Here is a 16,777-nt window from a genome sequence, read left to right as displayed (position 1 = left end):
AATGGACACGTACGCAGAGATAATTCGAAGCCGCGCTGGGGACGACGGAGGTGGTCTTCGGTACGAGGACAGCTCCTGGTCCTGGCGTGAGGTTGTTCAGGAAAGTGCTGATCGCGCAGCGGCATTGACCGCGTTGATTCCCAAGCCGGACGGCCGTCAGATCCACGTGGGCGTCCTGCTCGAGAATGTTCCGGACTTCGTATTCTGGCTCGGCGCCGGACCTTTGGCCGGAGCTGTCGTTGTCGGTATCAACGCCAGTCGCAGTGGCGCGGAGCTGGCACACGACATCAGCCACGGCGACGTGGACATCGTCATCACCGAGAATGCCTTGGCGCATCTGGTCGACGGAACGGGTCATGGTCTGCCACCCGAGCGCATCCTGAACATCGACAGCCCCGATTATGCCGAGTTCCTGGCGCCGTTCCGCGGAGCACCACTACCCGAGGCGGTGCCGACGCCGGAAGAAAAAGCCCTGTTGCTCTTCAGTTCCGGTTCTACGGGTGCGCCTAAGGCGGTGATCGTCGGTCAGGGACGGTTGGCGCGCTTGACGGTTGCCATGGTTGATCGAGCATCGCTGCGGCGCGATTCCGTGACTTACCTGTGCATGCCTCTCTTCCACGGCAATGCTGTGATGCTGAACCTGGCTCCGGCAATGTGCGTCGGCGCGACGGTTGCTATGACAAGGAAGTTTTCGGCCAGCAGGTTCGGTCCCGACATCCACCGCTACGGCGTCACGTACGTCAACTATGTCGGTCGAGCCCTCTCCTATGTGCTGAGTCAGCCCGAGGACGACAGAGACGCACACAGCACCCTGGAATTGGCCTTCGGTACCGAGGCGTCGGAAACCGACGTCAGACGCTTCTCCGAGCGGTACGGCTGCACGGTGATGGAAGGCTACGGGCTCAGTGAAGGTGTGTTCCGAATCGGGCGCACGCCGCAGACCCCGCGAGACTCCCTGGGCATTCCGCAGAACGGACTCGACATCAGAGTCCTTGACGAGGAGACCGGCCTCGAATGTCCGCCTGCGGAATTCGATAGCGACGGACGTCTGGTCAATGCCGAAGCTACCGGCGAGATGGTGGCAGTAGGCCTCGCCCATACCTTCGAGGGGTACTACAAGAACCCCGGAGCGATGGCGGATCGTGTCAAGGGCGCTGATTTCTGGTCCGGTGACCTTGCCTACCGCGATTCGGCTGGCTACTTCTATTTTGCGGGACGGTCTTCCGACTGGCTGAGGGTAGACAGTGAGAACTTCTCGGCCGCACCGGTCGAGCGTGTGCTGCAACGAGTTCCGGGAATTTCTGCGGCCCCGATCTTTGCGGTTCCGGATCCTCGGACCGGCGATCAGGTCATGGCAGTTCTCGAGATGGACGACGGAGTGAGTTTCGATCCGAAGGCTTTCGGAGAGTTTCTCGGCGAACAGCCTGATATGGGTGCAAAGTGGTGGCCACGCTTCGTGCGGATTGTCGATCAGATACCTCTCACCGGAAGCAACAAGGTCAACAAGGCTCCTTTGCGCCGAACAGCTTGGGCTGCAAAGGATTCCGTTTTCATTCGAATCGGCAAGACGAGTGAGTATGCGCCACTCGGCGATGCCGGACGACGAGAAATCGAGGCCGAGTTCCGGGCGCACGGGCGGTTGGCAATGCTACCGACCGCCGACTGAACGGGGAACCTACCCGGAACGGGCCCGGAGAACTTACGTTTCTCCGGGCCCGTTCCGGTCAGTTCGTCACGCCAGTAGTGTCGAGTGCAATGATGCCCTCTGCGGAGTAGTTTTGTCCCGCAGGTAGTTTCGAGATATAAGGCACCACCTGATCTGCAAATTCCTCCACCGTGAACGTGCCGTCGGCAGCCACGAACTTCTGCTGCACGGTGGGCGGCGCCATCAAAGCAACCATGTCACCGTAAACGACGAAGACCTGACCGTTGATCGTCTCGGCCGCCGGCGTAGCCAAGAAGGATACAAAGGTAGCGACGCGTTCTGGTGCCATGATGTCGAGACCGCCGTTGTGCTCTCCGTCGGCAAAGACCCCGACAGTCATCTCGGTCCGAGCTCGCGGGCAGATGGCATTTGCGGTAATGCCGTACTTCGCCAGCCCACGCGAAGTGGACAGAGTGAGCGCAACGATGCCGGCTTTGGCCGCAGCGTAATTGGCTTGACCCGCGCCGCCGAGCACAAAGGCTTCGGATGCTGTGTTGATCACCCGTCCGTACACCGGCCCCCCGGCGGCTTTGCCCGCGGCTCGCCAATGTACTGCGGCCGATCGCGACAGTGCCGCATGGCCTTTGAGATGAATCGCGATGACGTCGTCCCAGTGCTTTTCGGTCATGTTGAACAGCATTGCGTCACGGGTGATTCCGGCGTTGTTGACAACGATGTCGAGGCTGCCGAATGAATCGACCGCCGCTTCGACCAGACGATCTCCCAGCGACCAGTCGCTGACGTCACCGGTCACGGCTACGCCACGGGATCCGAGAGCCTCGATCTCGCGGACGACATCCTCTGCTGCGGAGCCGATGTCGTTGACAACGACAGATGCTCCACGTGAGGCCAGGGCTAGTGCTTCGGCACGGCCTAGGCCTGCGCCTGCGCCGGTGACGATTGCGGTGCGGCCGGTGAGATCGGTGGCAAGTGAGTTAGACAAGAGCAGGCTCCCTAGGTAGGCCGAGAATGAGTTCGCCGATCTGATTGCGGAGGATCTCGGACGTGCCTCCGGCGATGGTTTGGAATCGAACCTCCAGAAAGCTGTGATGGACAGGCTTTTTCGTTTCGCTATCGCTCGGGAGGAATCCGGAGAGCAGCAGTCCGGCGTCGGCGAGCCTTTGTCCGTGTTCACTGCCGACCAGCTTCAACACCGCGCCTTCGGGTCCCGGACCGGCGCCGAGTACAGCCATTTCTGCGATGCGAGTGGTGAGTGCCCGCAGGGAAAGATCCTCGGCCACAAGGTCGGCCACAGCATCGTCCATTCCTGAGTTCGTAGTGCGCACCACGGTGAACAGATCGTGGATGCTGTAGGTGACGCCCAGGCCCAGTCGTTCACGGCCGATCGTCACGCGTTCGTTTCCGAGAGCAGAGCGTGCAACGCCCCACCCGCCGTTGACGTCACCGAGTACATCGGCGTCGGGAACGAAGACGTCGTCGAGGAAAACCTCGGAGAAGTGTGAGTCGCCGGTGATCTGCTTGATCGGGCGCACCTGCACTCCGGGAGCTGCCATGTCGATGAGCATCATGGTGATGCCCTTATGCTTTCGTGCCTCGGGGTCGGTGCGGACAGTCGCCATGCCGTGCGTCGACGTCACGCCGCCGCTGGTCCACGTCTTCTGGCCGTTGACAATCCAGCCGCCGTCGACGCGGCGAGCCTTGGTAGTGATTCCCGCGGCATCGGAACCGGCGCCGGGCTCACTGAACAACTGGCACCATTTCACCGTGCCCATGAGGCTGGCGTCGACAAAGCGCTCGTGCTGTTCAGCGGTACCGTGTCCGACAACGGTGAGCAGTACCCATTCTCCGATTCCGTACTGCGGCAGATCAATTGTCGACAGTTCCTCTTCCAGGACCAACTGCTCCACGGCATCGGCCCCGCGGCCCCACGGCGCCGGCCAATGCGGAACGGCGTAGCCGGAATCAACCAGTAGGCGACGTAGTTGATCGGCGGGAGCAGCGGCGGCCTTCTTCACGAATTCACGTGCCTGTTCGCGGTACTCGTCGGCCTCGGCCGGCAATTCGATGGTCGATTCGCGCCGGATCCCCGCTGCGGTGGCGTCAGCGATGTCAGCGCGGGCGACGACGGGAGAGAATACCGCGTTCAGAGCGCCGGCGCGACGCAGATACAGGTGGGCGTCGTGTTCCCAGGTGTACCCGATTCCGCCGTGGATCTGGATGCACTTCTGGGCGACCCGCATGGCTGCGGGCAGAGCTGTCACAACTGCGACTGCTGCTGCCAACGAGCCCTGATCCTCGTTGTCGGATGCTGCCTGCGCTGCGTCCCAGGCAGCCGCGGTGGACATTTCGCGGTCCACCAGCATGTTCGCGAGGATGTGTTTGACCGACTGGAACGAGCCGATCGCGCGGCCGAACGCGAAGCGGTCCTTGGCATACTCGACAGCCAGTTTCGTGGCCGCAGTGATCACGCCGGCCGCTTCGGCGGCAGCCAGAGTGCGGCCGATCGAGACGGCGTGTGCACCCGCGCCCGCCAGAACTGCGACGGCGTCGACGCTGCCGTTGGTGGTCACTGCCGAGACACTGCGAGTCGGGTCAAGCGTCGGCGACTCCGTCACCTGCACCTGCTCGCGTCGCAGCACGACGACGTCCTCGCCGATCGAGACGAGGAGGACGTCGGCCATTGCCGCGCAGAGCATCTCTACCGGTGCAGCCAACTCCACGGACGAACCTGACAGTGTGGCAGTGGCGCTGATCCCGGCCGTCGCGACGACGGTTCCGTCGATCAGGCCCGGAAGTAGCGCCTTCTGTTGCTCGCTGGTGCCCGCTGCCGCGATGACAGCCGACGCCCACACCGTCGGAAGCAGTGGCCCGGGTGCCAGCGCCGCGCCCAATTCCTCCACGACTACCGACAATTCCGGCAGACCGAATCCGGCGCCACCGTACTCTTCCGGAAGATGGACGCCCAGCCAGCCGAGTTCCGCGAAAGTCGACCATCCTGAGGGCAATTCGTTTGTCGGCTTGTCGAGGCATACCCGAGCCTCGATGAGCGGTTCCGCCCGCGAGATGTAATCGCGAACCGATTGTGCGAGGGCGCGCTGGTCTTCGGAAAGTGCAATGGACATAGAGAATTACCTCGTTACACGACTGAGCCCGCAGGCTGATTTCCCCGGCCCGGGATTACCGCAGACAGGAGTTGTTCCCTCTACTCGTATCACGACAATCCTGGCCGTAGCGGTGAATCCCGCTAAGTGGATAGTCGAGTGGCCCAGCGCATCGGCAATCGGCGCGCTACTGTGCGAACCGTGAATCGTGTCAGTTCGTTCATCCGTCCGTTGGTTCCTCGCGATCCGAACGAGGAACACCGAGTAGCCACACCACTCGAACTGCTGACGGACCTGTGTTTTGTCGTGGCAGTTGCCCAGGCCGCCACGGGACTTCACCACGCAATCAGTGAAGGGCACGCGGCTTCAGGTGTCGGCCACTTCGCGATGGCCTTCTTCGCGATCTGGTGGACATGGCTCAACTTCACGTGGTTTGCTTCCGCCTTCGACAACGACGACGGTATCGCACGGTTGCTCACGATCTTTCAAATTCTGGGATCGTTGGTACTGGCCGCCGGAATCGCGCGATTCTTCGACAACGACGCACTTCTGATCATCATCGGATACGTCATCATGCGAATAGCGTTGGTGATTCAGTGGATTCGAGTCTCGAGAAACTGTCCCGAATATGCGCTCACCGCACGGAGATACGCACTCGGTGTCGTTCTGGTTCAGCTCGGGTGGATCGGCTTCTACTTCGTGCCGTCAGCTCTCTACGTGCCGACGTTCCTGTTCCTGGTTCTCTGCGAATTTGCAGTGCCCGTCATCTCGGAGAAGACGGGGATGACGCCCTGGCATCCGCACCACATAGCCGAGCGATACTCGCTGTTCTTCATCATTGTACTGGGCGAGACCATTCTTTCGACGACTGTCGCGATTCAGGACGCGGTGGCCGGCGAACAACCGGCGGCCAAGGTTGCGTACGTCGTGATCGGCGGCATTCTCATCGTTTTCAGCCTGTGGTGGTTGTACTTCCAGCGAAACGCGGGCGACGCCCTCGGTGGTGACGATGCGTCACCCTTCGTCTGGGGCTTCGGGCATTACTTCATCTTTGCTGCGGCAGCGGCCATCGGCGCCGGACTGGCTGCGCGAGTCGACTATTGGACCGGCCACGGTGACGGTAGCGCCCTGGTGACCGGGGCTGCCGTCACAGTTCCGGTCGCGGTCATCCTTGCGGCGTTGTGGTTCATTCACATTCGCCTGCACGATTCGTCGGCGCGGACGTTGGCTCCGTTCGCAATCACCGTCGTCGTCGTTCTGGGTGGCACCTTCACCGCCGTGCCGGAACTTGTCGCCGGCTTGGCGTGCGCGGCACTCCTAGCAGTGGAGTTGGTTCTCACCGAAGGCGCCAAGGCCGAGGCCTAGCGAGCGGAGAGGCGTTCCTTGCGCAGCTGATCGACCTCAGGGAGGTGGAGCGGTGCCAGTTCATCTACGCCCAAAGCGCGCTTGAGCAGGAGATCAGCCAGTTCAGGATTGCGGGCCAACGCCGGTCCGTGCATGTAGGTGCCGATCACGGATCCCTGGACGACGCCCTCGAAGCCATCGCCGACGCCGTTGCCGACGCCATGGGTGACGCGCGCAAATCCTGAGGCAGCGGTGCCCAGAGTTGTTCCACCGCGATGGTTTTCGAAACCTGAAAGTGGGGCGCTCAGGCCGTCGATCAGTGGCTTGGTGATCACTTCGCCGATGGAACGCTTTTCCTGCGGCGAGGTGGTGACGTCCAGCATGGAGACGCCGTCGACGCGCTCGCCGCTGGAGGTTTCGTACCAGTTGCCCAGAACCTGAATGGCCGCGCAGATAGCCAGGACCGGCGCTCCACGCTCTGCTGCGCGTTGCAGGCCCGGATACTTGGTGAGGTGCCGTGTAGCGAGTCGCTGCGCGGAATCCTCCGCGCCGCCGAGGGTGTAGACGTCGAGTGAGTCCGGCACCGGGTCATTGAGTGTGATGTCGATGATTTCGGCGTCGTACCCGCGCATCCGCAGACGCTGACGCAGGATCAGAGCATTGCCGCCGTCGCCGTAGGTGCCCATGACGTCGGGGAGGACCAGGCCGATACGCACTGTCGAGTCAGACATCGCGGGTCTCCTTGGCGATAGCAGTGTTCAAGTCGCGAAATGCCGTGTAGTTGGCGAGCACTTCCACGCGTCCGGGTGGGCAGGAAGCGATGGCGCGCAAGGGGTCCGGATCAAGCGTGTGCTCGACGCCGGCGTAGGTGAGGCGGACGGCCAGGTCGGTTCCGCGCTCGCCGGCAGCGATCACTTTGACGCCTTCGAAGTGCTCGAATTTCACGTCCCATAGCCACGAGAGGTCTTCGCCGTCCGGGACCTGTCCGTTGACTGCGATGACGAGGCCGTCGACGCTCGGATCGATCATGGACAGGGCTTCCTGCCAGCCGGCAGGATTTTTCGCCAGCAGCATGTGGACGGAGTGGGCTCCGACCTGGACGGTGCTGTAGCGCCCGGCAACTTCTTGGACTGTGGACGCTGCGGCAACGGCATCTGCCGCGTCGGCGCCCAAGGTGACCGCTGCGGCAACAGCCTGAGCGGCGTTGCCGCGGTTGGCTTTTCCGGGCAGAGTTAGTGTCATCGGGATGGTCAGGCCGTCCGGGCCGTACAGGTTGTTGTCGTCGAGCCACCATGACGGCTCAGGCCGCGCGAAGTCCGAACCCGTACTGCGCCAGTGCTTTCCCTCCCAGACGATAGGCTCGCCGGTGCGCGGGCAGCTGACCGAATCTCCGGCCCAGCCGCCGCCGGCGGCAACCCACACGACATTGGGTGCGTCGTAGGCAATCGACGTGATCAATACGTCGTCGCAGTTCGCGATGATGACCGCATCCGGGTGCGCATCGACACATGCCCGCAACCTGCGTTCGATCATGTTGATCTCGCCGACTCGGTCGAGCTGATCGCGGCTCAGGTTCAGCAGCACGATCACTTCGGGGTTCACGGCGTCGGCAACGTGGGGGACATGCAGTTCGTCAACTTCCAGCACAGCGATGGGAGCGTTCAAGCGGGTTGCCAGGGCCGCGACGATGCCGGCGTCCATGTTGGCGCCGTCCGCTTGTGTCGCCACCTCGCCGACGGTGGCGAGAGCCGCTGCGGTCATGCGCGTCGTCGTGGACTTACCGTTGGTTCCGGTGACCACGACGGTGCGCTTCCCGCGTCCGAGCTGTGTCATGAGCGTCGGGTCGATCTTGAGGGCTATCAGCCCGCCGATCATCGAGCCTTTGCCTCGGCCGGCTTTCTGCGATGCCCAGGATGCTGCTGCGGCAGCGCGCAGGGCGAGCTTTCCGCGCGCCGTGATCGTTAGTCCAGTTCCCACGGCCCGAGTTTTGCACAGCGTGCACTCAGACGCCGAGTCGCGCAGGTGGTTCGAGTGGAGTTGTGCTCGAGGGAACAGTCACCGTGGGTGCCGGGCGCCTCTGCGTGGCGATCGCCCCGGCGATGACGATAACGGCTCCCACCAGTGACAACGGGCTGGGGGTCTCATGCAGGAACAGCCAGGACGCACCAATTCCGACAATCGGGACCAGGAGGGAGAGGGGAGCCACTTTGCCGGCGGGGTAGCGACTCATCAGTGTGGTCCAGATGCCCGTTCCGACGATGGTGCCCAGCAGAACGATGTAAGCGAGGCCGATCAGCGACGGCAGACCGTCGACGCTCAATGTCGTCGCGAGAGCATGCCAACCCGCGGTGGGGCCTTCGACCGCCGCCGACAGCGCCAGCATCGGGAGGGGGGGGATGACGCACATCCACAACATCAGCCGCATCGGCTGGGGATCGCCGACGGTATTCGCGGCGGCCAGGCGGCTGCCGAGGTTGCCGAATGCCCAGGACAGGCCCGCCAGAAGTGTCAGGATCACGGGCAGTAATGCCGCATGATGCGAGCGATCCCAGCCGATCAGCGCCATTCCGGACACGGCGACGCCGATCCCGGAAACCTGCCACACGCTGAGTTTTTCGCGAAGCAGGAAGGCACCCAACAGGACCGTGAACGGCGCGGATGACTGCAGGACCAGCGACGCCAACCCGGTCGGCATTCCGGTGTGCATCGCCCAGAACAGAAACGCGAATTGACCGAAGCCGAAACCGAAACCGTAGAGCAGCAACCATCGAATCGGAACCCGCGGCCGCGGCACGAAGATCACCACTGGAATCGCGATGAGCAAAAAGCGTAGTGCGGCAAAGAAGAACGGCGGAAAATGGTCGAGGCCCACGCGAATCGCCAGGAAATTGAGTCCCCACAAGACGATGACGGTCAATCCGAGCAGTCGGTCGCGGGGAGTCATGACAGTTATCGTGAGCCGTTCAAAGCATCAGCACAAGCGAATAAAGATGCACGATTGATGTAGTTTTGCTACATGGATGCGGCCCGGTTGAGAGTTCTTCGAGAACTGGCCGACAGGGGGACCGTCGCAGCTGCCGGAGTGGCACTTTCGATGACGCCGTCCGCGGTCTCGCAGCAACTCAAGATCCTCGCCCGCGAGGCCGGCGTGCCTCTCCTGGAACCCGACGGCCGGAAACTTCGACTCACCGATGCCGGTCGCGCATTGGTTTTGCGTGCGGACGACGTCGTGGCCGCTCTCGAGCGCGCCGACGCGGAGATGGCGTCGTACCGAGGTTCGCCGCGGGGCAAAGTGCGCGTGGCGTTCTTCCCGTCAGGCGCCGCTCTACTGCTGCCCGGGGTATTGACCGCGCTGCAAGGCTCGGGTGTGGATATCGACGCCTGCGACGTCGATCAACCGGCGTCGGCGGTTCCGGGATTGTTGGCCGATCACGATGTGATTCTCACGCACCGCGACGAGCGCGCCGCCGGAACGTCATTTCCGCGAGTCACCGTGCAGACTTTGATGCGCGAACCGATCGACTTGGTGTTGCGGCCGGATCATCCCTTGGCCAAGCAGGATTCGGTTCGGTTGGAACAATTGGCTGATGAGAACTGGATAAGCGTGCGTGGCGGTTTTCCGGTCGACGACGTACTGCTTTCGGTTGCGGCTGTTACCGGTGTGCAACCGCGGGTCGGGCATCGGATAAACGATTTCCGTGTTATCGAGGAGTTGGTGGCGGCCGGGCACGGAGTGGCATTGATGCCGCGTCACGCAGTCACTCATTCCGGGGTGTCGAGGAAACCATTGGCTGGTGTGCGCGCTGCTCGTGTCTATGAATTGGCAACGCGGTTACAGGCTGATCGAAGTCCGGCGATCGGAGTGGTGCTCGAGGCTTTCCGCGATGTGGTGCGGGCAGTCGCGGAATGAACGCAAAAACGGGAGCAACACGATTAGTGTCGCTCCCGTTTCGGTAGTGCGTCCCCACATGAATCGTGGGGCAGATATCAGGCGAGGGCCTTAGCCTTCAGTGCTGCGAATTCATCTTGCGTGATGGTGCCGGCGTCGAGAAGTGCCTTGGCATCAGCAATTGATTCGGCCGGAGACTTACCGGCAACCTCGCGGATGTAGCTCTCCTGCGCCTGCTTGACGTGCTGAGCAGCCTCGATGGAGCGCTGTGCCATTCCGTCACTCTTCACGATGAGATACACAAGCGCGGTGAGCCACGGGATGACGAAGAGGAAGAAAATCCAGATCGCTTTCTTCCATCCGGAAGTCTTGTGATCGCGGAACAGGTCCGTAATGATCGAGAACAGCAGAATCAGGTACGCGACGAACGCGAACGTGATGACGATCAGCCAGAGGAAATCCCAGAAGGAATCCATTGTCGAGCTCCATTTCGCAAGGTGGATTAATCTGAGCTGACTATCTCACGCGCGAGCACTGTCTGCATCATCCTTGATGGGTGATTCGCGAACACTACCGTCGCCGAGTTACACCTTCATGTCCGATGTAATTGTCAATCTTTGGTAGTTCATTGCTCGAGTAAATCGACGGTGGGCGGAAATGACTGTGGCTCCTATCCCGTTGGGATAGGAGCCACAAGTCGAGAGATCAGGTGAAACTAGCTGGCGCGGTTAACCGCCGAGACCACGGCGCGCAGTGACGCGGTCGTGATCGAGGTAGCAATTCCGACGCCCCAGACGACGGTGCTCTGGCCGTCCGGACCGGTCACGGCACACTCGACGTAGGCCGCAGCCTGAGCGTCGTCACCAGCGGACATGGCGTGTTCGGAGTAGTCGAGAACCCGAACGTCGAAGTTGATGCTGCCCAGGGCGTCGACAAAGGCAGCGAGCGGTCCGTTGCCGGTGCCCGAGATTTCCTGCTCCTTGCCGTTCACCTTCACGATTGCGGTGATGGAGTCGGTGCCGCCGTCCTCTTCGGACGCGGTGACCTTCTGCTTCATGCGCTCGAGTGGCGTGACGGGAACCAGGTACTCCTCGTGGAAGACGTCCCACATTTCCTTCGGCGAGACCTCGCCGCCCTCACCGTCGGTGATCTTCTGGACGGACTGCGAGAACTCGACCTGCAGGCGACGCGGCAGCACCAGACCGTGGTCGGCCTTCATGATGTACGCAACGCCACCCTTGCCGGACTGCGAGTTGACGCGGATGACGGCCTCGTAGCTGCGGCCGACGTCCTTGGGGTCGATGGGCAGGTACGGAACCTGCCACAGGATGTCGTCGATGTCGGCGTTCTGGCTGTCGGCGTCGACCTTCATGGCGTCGAGGCCCTTGTTGATGGCGTCCTGGTGGCTGCCGGAGAACGCGGTGTAGACAAGGTCGCCGCCATACGGGTGACGCTCGTGGACGGGCAGCTGGTTGCAGTACTCGACCGTGCGACGGATCTCGTCGATGTTGGAGAAATCGATCTGCGGGTCGACGCCGCGCGTGAACATGTTCAGACCCAAGGTGACCAGGCAGACGTTGCCGGTGCGCTCACCGTTGCCGAACAGGCAGCCTTCGATGCGGTCGGCGCCGGCCTGGTAGCCCAGTTCGGCTGCAGCGACGCCTGTTCCGCGGTCGTTGTGCGGGTGCAGCGACAGAATGACGGAGTCGCGGCGGGCCAGGTTGCGGTGCATCCACTCGATGGAGTCGGCATACACGTTGGGGGTGGCCATCTCGACGGTTGCCGGCAGGTTCAGGATGACCCGGTTGTCCGGCGTCGCACCCAGGGTTTCGGTGACGGCGTCACACACTTCCTTGGCGTACTCGAGCTCGGTGCCGGTGTAGGACTCGGGGGAGTACTCCCAGCGCCAGTTGGTGTCCGGGTACTTCTTCGACTCGGCGAGTACCAGCTCGGCGGCGTCGGTGGCGATCTTCTTGATCGTGGTCTTGTCGGCACGGAAGACGACGCGGCGCTGCAGGATCGAGGTGGAGTTGTAGAAGTGCACGATCGCGTTCTCGGCACCTTCACACGCCTCGAACGTGCGCTTGATCAGCTCGGGACGCGACTGCGTCAGCACCTGAATCGTGACGTCGGACGGGATTGCTCCGTCTTCGATGATCTCGCGGACGAAGTCGAAGTCCGTCTGGCTCGCGGACGGGAAACCGACCTCGATCTCCTTGTAGCCCATGCGGACCAGCAGGTCGAACATGCGACGCTTACGCGCCGGGCTCATCGGATCGATCAGGGCCTGGTTGCCGTCACGCAGATCCACGGCACACCACTGCGGTGCGCGATCGATGATCTTGTCGGGCCACGTGCGGTCCGGCAGCGACACCGTCTCTACTTCTTCGGCGAAGGAGCGGTAGCGGAACGTCGGCATCGACGAGTTCTTCTGCGTGTTCCACGCAGGCTGGTCGGCGGGCGCCGGCTTCGTGGGAGGAGTGATGGTGCGAGAGCCGGTGGTGAATGCGTCAGCGGGGGACATGGGTGTGATCTCCAGGATTGTGGACCCGGCCTGATGACCTGTTGGTCATGACCGAATGTCCGGAAGGCTTGGTCGACCGGCGCACACAAAACCCCGCGACGGGAGGCCAGTCTGGATCAGACCCCGTCGCGGCAACCAAGGAGGAGTGCGCGCTGCATGCTGTGCACTCTACTCCTGAGATGTGGAAGAAGGTGGTGGGGTTGCGCGACATGCCGAATTTGTCGGGCGTTCGGTGCTGTTGTTTCGCACGTCGAAGTGATCGACTGACCACATGGATCCCCGAATCGACGTGGCACGCGCCTATCTCGACGCTTTGCTCAACCGCGATGGCAGTTCCGTTCCGTTGGCCCCGGACGCAGTTCGGCACGAAGTCGGGCTGAAGACGGGATTTTCGGGAAATCATTTGCGGCGCAGCCTCTCTGGAGGTCCACAGTATCGTCTCGTACGCGCGATTCGTGACATCGACTGGACGGTGAACGGTGACGACGTGACTGCCGAATACCTCCTCGATGCGGGCCTGTTCGGGCGCAATCTGATGACGGTGCGAGTCACCGAGACCTTCCGGATACCCACAGACGACCTCCGTATTCACCGCATCACGGCGAAGATTCGGCCCTATCGCGCCGCCTCCGCGTGACGCGAGCGTTGCGCTGGATCGTCTGTTCGTTGTTGATCGTTCTGGCCGCGCTGAGCTCAGCAGCATCAGTGGTCGCTCTGTTCGTCCACACTCAGGTCAATGACACCGACAGTTATGTCGAGACCGTGGCGCCCTTGGCGTCGGATCCCGCAGTGCAAGCAGCAGTGGCCGATCGACTGACCGAAGAACTGACTCGGCGGTTGGACGGGTTTCCGCAGGTGCTGACGCGTCCGGCCGAGAACCTCGTTCGCGAGGTGGCGTTCACGCTGGTTTCGAGCGATCAATTCGCGACGCTCTGGACCGGCGTCAACCGTCAAGCCCACGCGCAACTGGCCGCTGCCGTCACCGGCCAGGCAACCGACGGCATCGTGCGCGCAGACAATACGGGAACCGTCACCGTGTCCCTGGAACCAGTCATGACCGAACTGCGGACGCGTCTACGCGATCGCGGATTCACCCTCGTCGACAGGCTCCCGGCGTTCGATCCGCAGTTCGACATCCTGCAGTCGGACGAACTGGTGCACGCGCAAAGGTGGTCGAATGCACTCGACCGCGCCGCATTGTGGTTGCCCTGGGCCGCAGCGATCTGTGCTGTCTCTGCCGTCGCGATCGCGCCCAAGCGAATGCGGGCGTTGTCACTGGTCGGCCTCGCCACTGCGGTAGCGATGCTCGCGCTGTTGGCGACACTGACCGTCGTACGTCGGACCTATCTGCAAGATCAAGACATCCCGTCGCCCGCAGCGGCCGTTGCGGTGTACGACACACTCGCAACTTCGCTGGTCAACAGCATTCGTGTCCTTCTTGCCTGCGGAGTTGCGGTTGCGGTGGTGGGTTACGTGGCGGGTAGTTCGCATTCTGCGACGTCGATCCGAAGCAGGATCTCAGGACGCGTCGGGAAGTCCCAGGACCACCTCGGTAAGCTCGACCTCTGATATCTGTAATCAATTTCGACCTGGAGGTAGAAACGCGTGGCTCTCGTCGTCCAGAAGTACGGCGGATCCTCGGTGTCATCCGCCGAGCGCATCCGACGAGTCGCTGAACGGATCGTCGAGACCAAGAGGGCCGGCAATGATGTCGTCGTCGTGGTGTCTGCGATGGGCGATACCACCGATGAGCTGCTCGACCTGGCTCAGCAGGTGTGCCCTTCACCGCCGGCCCGTGAAATGGACATGCTGCTGACTGCTGGTGAGCGCATCTCCAACTCCTTGGTCGCGATGGCAATTCATTCACTCGGTGCCGAGGCTCGCTCGTTCTCGGGCTCGCAGGCCGGAGTCATCACCACCGGCAGCCACGGCAACGCCAAGATCATCGACGTCACACCCGGCCGCGTGCGCGCTGCGCTGGACGAGGGGTCGATCGTTCTGGTCGCCGGGTTCCAGGGCGTCAGCCAGGACAGCAAGGACATCACGACGCTCGGACGTGGCGGCTCGGACACCACTGCTGTTGCATTGGCAGCTGCACTGAACGCCGACGTCTGCGAGATCTATACCGACGTCGACGGCGTCTTCTCCGCTGATCCGCGCATCGTCCCGGACGCTCATCGTCTCGAGACCGTTTCCTTCGAGGAAATGCTCGAACTTGCAGCGAGTGGCGCCAAGGTGCTCATGCTCCGCTGCGTCGAATACGCCCGTCGTTACAACGTGCCCGTGCACGTCCGTTCGTCATACACCACCAAGCCCGGAACAATCGTGTCCGGATCGATGGAGGACATTCCTGTGGAAGAGGCCCTGCTCACCGGAGTCGCGCACGATCGCGGCGAAGCCAAGGTCACCGTTGTCGGATTGCCGGATACACCGGGCCACGCCGCCAAGGTGTTCCGCGCAGTTTCCGATGCCGAGATCAACATCGACATGGTGCTGCAGAACATCTCCAAGGTGGAGACCAACAAGACGGACATCACCTTCACACTGCCGACGGCCGACGGCCCCAAGGCAGTCGAGATGCTGACCAAGCGTCAGGACGAGATCGGGTTCACCCAGATCTTGTTCGACGACCACATCGGCAAGCTCTCCCTCGTCGGTGCCGGCATGCGTAGCCACCCGGGCGTTACGGCGACGTTCTGCGAGGCGCTCGCCGAAGCGAACATCAATATCGACCTCATCTCGACCTCCGAGATCCGCATTTCCGTGCTGGTCAAGGACACCGAATTGGACGACGCCGTGCGGGTTATCCACGCCGCGTTCGGACTTGGTGGAGACGAAGTAGCCGTAGTACACGCAGGAACAGGACGGTAGTTTTCAGATGACAACCATTGCTGTAGTCGGCGCGACCGGTCAGGTCGGCATCGTTATGCGCACGCTGCTCGAAGAGCGGAACTTCCCCGCAGACAAGGTGCGGTTCTTCGCATCTGCTCGTTCTGCCGGTAAGAAGCTGACGTTCCGCGGCGAAGAGATCGTCGTCGAGGATGCTGCTGCAACCTCTGACGACGACCTCAAGGGTATCGACATCGCCCTGTTCTCCGCTGGTGCGACGCTCTCGCGTGTCCAGGCACCGCGGTTCGCCGCTGCCGGCGCCACGGTTGTCGACAACTCCTCCGCGTGGCGCAAGGATCCCGACGTTCCTCTCGTGGTCAGCGAAGTCAACCCGCAGGACGCGAAGAACCTGGTCAAGGGCATCATTGCAAACCCCAACTGCACCACCATGGCAGCAATGCCGGTGCTGAAGGTACTGCACGACGAAGCCGGCCTGCAGCGACTCATCGTCTCGAGCTACCAGGCTGTTTCCGGTAGCGGCATCGCCGGCGTCGAGGAACTCCTCGGCCAGGTACGCGCAGTTGTCGGCGACGCCGAGAAGCTGGTCCACAGCGGCAGCGCCGTCGATTTCCCGGCCCCGAACAACTACGTTGCTCCCATCGCGTTCAATGTCCTGCCCCTCGCAGGTTCGTTGGTCGACGACGGTAGCGGCGAGACCGACGAGGATCAGAAGCTCCGCAACGAGAGCCGCAAGATCCTGGGTCTTCCGGGTCTCCTGGTTTCCGGTACCTGCGTGCGCGTTCCGGTGATCACGGGCCACTCGCTTGCGATCAATGCCGAGTTCGCCAACCCGATCTCGGTCGCTCGCGCGAAGGAAATCCTTGCCGACGCTCCCGGCGTCGAACTCGTCGAGGTTCCCACGCCATTGGCAGCTGCCGGTAGCGATGTTTCGCTGGTCGGACGTATCCGTCAGGACGAGGGTGTTCCCGAAGGCCGCGGACTCGCTCTCTTCGTTTCGGGCGACAACCTGCGTAAGGGTGCTGCGCTCAACACCATTCAGATTGCCGAACTGCTGGTCGGCTAGTTCTCTTCGTCAGTGGCCCCGTACCTCTCGAGGTGCGGGGCCACTGATGTTTGTGCCCGAAGTGAGCACCCTTTGTGCACAGTGAGCGCCGTTTTCAGCATGCTGCAATGGGTGCTCACTGGAGGGAAAGGGCGCGAGCTTCGGTTAGCTTGCGAAAAAGATTTGGTCGAGTGATCCGAAGGGGTTGGTCACCGGGGGCTCGGGTGTCACCGATGCGGGGGTGACGGTGAGGGTGACGGTCTTGGTTGTGGTGCCTGCGCTGTTGGTGGCGGTGATGGTGATGGTGGATGTGCCTGCGTCAGTGGGTGTTCCGGCGAGGGTTCCGTTGGTGAAGGTGATT

General features: G+C 62.3%; 15 protein-coding genes. 7 read left to right on the top strand and 8 right to left on the bottom strand.

The window, feature by feature from the left end:
* Position 1: 1 nt before the first annotated feature.
* Positions 2-1,666 (top strand): AMP-binding protein, encoded by a 1,665-nt coding sequence (locus MTX36_RS26060; protein ID WP_243622571.1) that lies wholly within the window; start codon positions 2-4, stop codon positions 1,664-1,666.
* A gap of 58 nt (positions 1,667-1,724) precedes the next feature.
* Here MTX36_RS26060 and MTX36_RS26055 read toward each other — a convergent pair whose 3' ends face one another.
* Both MTX36_RS26055 and MTX36_RS26050 read right to left on the bottom strand, forming a co-directional pair.
* On the bottom strand, positions 1,725-2,648 hold the full coding sequence (locus MTX36_RS26055) for a 3-oxoacyl-ACP reductase (protein WP_243622569.1): 924 nt from the start codon (positions 2,646-2,648) through the stop codon (positions 1,725-1,727).
* On the bottom strand, positions 2,641-4,788 hold the full coding sequence (locus tag MTX36_RS26050; protein ID WP_243622568.1) for an acyl-CoA dehydrogenase: 2,148 nt from the start codon (positions 4,786-4,788) through the stop codon (positions 2,641-2,643). Before MTX36_RS26050 ends, MTX36_RS26055 begins: the two co-directional genes overlap by 8 nt.
* 180 nt (positions 4,789-4,968) lie before the next feature.
* On the opposite strand from MTX36_RS26050, the gene MTX36_RS26045 reads away from it, so the two are divergent.
* Positions 4,969-6,132, top strand: a complete 1,164-nt coding sequence (locus MTX36_RS26045) for a low temperature requirement protein A (RefSeq protein WP_243622567.1) — start codon at positions 4,969-4,971, stop codon at positions 6,130-6,132.
* Here MTX36_RS26045 and MTX36_RS26040 read toward each other — a convergent pair.
* The 3 genes from MTX36_RS26040 to MTX36_RS26030 are packed head-to-tail and all read right to left on the bottom strand — an operon-like array spanning position 6,129 to position 9,055.
* The gene (locus MTX36_RS26040; protein ID WP_243622565.1) at positions 6,129-6,842 is read right to left on the bottom strand and encodes a type 1 glutamine amidotransferase; all 714 of its coding nucleotides are present in this window, start codon (positions 6,840-6,842) and stop codon (positions 6,129-6,131) included. The two genes, MTX36_RS26045 and MTX36_RS26040, sit on opposite strands and share 4 nt — an antisense overlap.
* Positions 6,835-8,088, bottom strand: a complete 1,254-nt coding sequence (locus MTX36_RS26035) for a Mur ligase family protein (RefSeq protein WP_243622564.1) — start codon at positions 8,086-8,088, stop codon at positions 6,835-6,837. Before MTX36_RS26035 ends, MTX36_RS26040 begins: the two co-directional genes overlap by 8 nt.
* Before the next feature lie 25 nt (positions 8,089-8,113).
* Complete coding sequence (locus MTX36_RS26030) at positions 8,114-9,055, bottom strand: EamA family transporter (protein ID WP_243622562.1); 942 nt, start codon at positions 9,053-9,055, stop codon at positions 8,114-8,116.
* A 72-nt stretch (positions 9,056-9,127) separates the two neighbouring features.
* Between MTX36_RS26030 and MTX36_RS26025 the strand changes: the two genes are divergently transcribed.
* Entirely contained in the window at positions 9,128-10,021 is an 894-nt protein-coding gene (locus MTX36_RS26025; RefSeq protein WP_243622561.1) for a LysR family transcriptional regulator, read from the top strand.
* 77 nt (positions 10,022-10,098) lie between these two features.
* On the opposite strand, the gene MTX36_RS26020 is transcribed toward MTX36_RS26025, so the two are convergent.
* Both MTX36_RS26020 and leuA read right to left on the bottom strand, forming a co-directional pair.
* Positions 10,099-10,476: an SHOCT domain-containing protein gene (locus MTX36_RS26020; RefSeq protein WP_243622560.1), complete on the bottom strand. Its 378-nt coding sequence runs from the start codon at positions 10,474-10,476 to the stop codon at positions 10,099-10,101.
* A 239-nt stretch (positions 10,477-10,715) separates the two neighbouring features.
* On the bottom strand, positions 10,716-12,524 hold the full coding sequence (gene leuA / locus MTX36_RS26015) for a 2-isopropylmalate synthase (RefSeq protein ID WP_243622557.1): 1,809 nt from the start codon (positions 12,522-12,524) through the stop codon (positions 10,716-10,718).
* Between the two features lie 271 nt (positions 12,525-12,795).
* Between leuA and MTX36_RS26010 the strand changes: the two genes are divergently transcribed.
* Genes MTX36_RS26010 through MTX36_RS25995 form a run of 4 tightly spaced genes read left to right on the top strand, consistent with a single transcriptional unit; the run spans position 12,796 to position 16,437 of the window.
* Positions 12,796-13,161 (top strand): hypothetical protein, encoded by a 366-nt coding sequence (locus MTX36_RS26010; RefSeq protein ID WP_243622556.1) that lies wholly within the window; start codon positions 12,796-12,798, stop codon positions 13,159-13,161.
* Positions 13,158-14,093 carry a hypothetical protein gene (locus MTX36_RS26005; RefSeq protein ID WP_243622555.1) on the top strand — a complete coding sequence of 312 codons (936 nt, stop codon included), beginning with the start codon at positions 13,158-13,160 and terminating at the stop codon, positions 14,091-14,093. Before MTX36_RS26010 ends, MTX36_RS26005 begins: the two co-directional genes overlap by 4 nt.
* A gap of 36 nt (positions 14,094-14,129) precedes the next feature.
* Positions 14,130-15,395, top strand: a complete 1,266-nt coding sequence (locus tag MTX36_RS26000; RefSeq protein WP_243622553.1) for an aspartate kinase — start codon at positions 14,130-14,132, stop codon at positions 15,393-15,395.
* Positions 15,396-15,402: 7 nt separating this feature from the next.
* Positions 15,403-16,437, top strand: a complete 1,035-nt coding sequence (locus MTX36_RS25995; protein WP_243622552.1) for an aspartate-semialdehyde dehydrogenase — start codon at positions 15,403-15,405, stop codon at positions 16,435-16,437.
* A gap of 144 nt (positions 16,438-16,581) precedes the next feature.
* On the opposite strand, the gene MTX36_RS25990 is transcribed toward MTX36_RS25995, so the two are convergent.
* Positions 16,582-16,777, bottom strand: a 196-nt coding sequence (locus MTX36_RS25990; RefSeq protein WP_243622547.1) for a putative Ig domain-containing protein, incomplete at its 5' end; no start/stop codon positions are given.

Origin of the sequence: Rhodococcus sp. ARC_M6, from assembly GCF_022810305.1 — a bacterium.
Lineage (GTDB): Bacteria > Actinomycetota > Actinomycetes > Mycobacteriales > Mycobacteriaceae > Rhodococcus_F.
This window is presented reverse-complemented; position numbering and strand designations above follow the sequence as displayed.

Coding starts and splice junctions, on each gene's coding strand:
- leuA (WP_243622557.1), bottom strand. CDS start 12,524: ATGTCCCCCGCTGACGCATTCACCACCGGCTCTCGCACCATCACTCCT.
- MTX36_RS26060 (WP_243622571.1), top strand. CDS start 2: ATGGACACGTACGCAGAGATAATTCGAAGCCGCGCTGGGGACGACGGA.
- MTX36_RS26030 (WP_243622562.1), bottom strand. CDS start 9,055: ATGACTCCCCGCGACCGACTGCTCGGATTGACCGTCATCGTCTTGTGG.
- MTX36_RS26010 (WP_243622556.1), top strand. CDS start 12,796: ATGGATCCCCGAATCGACGTGGCACGCGCCTATCTCGACGCTTTGCTC.
- MTX36_RS25995 (WP_243622552.1), top strand. CDS start 15,403: ATGACAACCATTGCTGTAGTCGGCGCGACCGGTCAGGTCGGCATCGTT.
- MTX36_RS26050 (WP_243622568.1), bottom strand. CDS start 4,788: ATGTCCATTGCACTTTCCGAAGACCAGCGCGCCCTCGCACAATCGGTT.
- MTX36_RS26040 (WP_243622565.1), bottom strand. CDS start 6,842: ATGTCTGACTCGACAGTGCGTATCGGCCTGGTCCTCCCCGACGTCATG.
- MTX36_RS26020 (WP_243622560.1), bottom strand. CDS start 10,476: ATGGATTCCTTCTGGGATTTCCTCTGGCTGATCGTCATCACGTTCGCG.
- MTX36_RS26025 (WP_243622561.1), top strand. CDS start 9,128: ATGGATGCGGCCCGGTTGAGAGTTCTTCGAGAACTGGCCGACAGGGGG.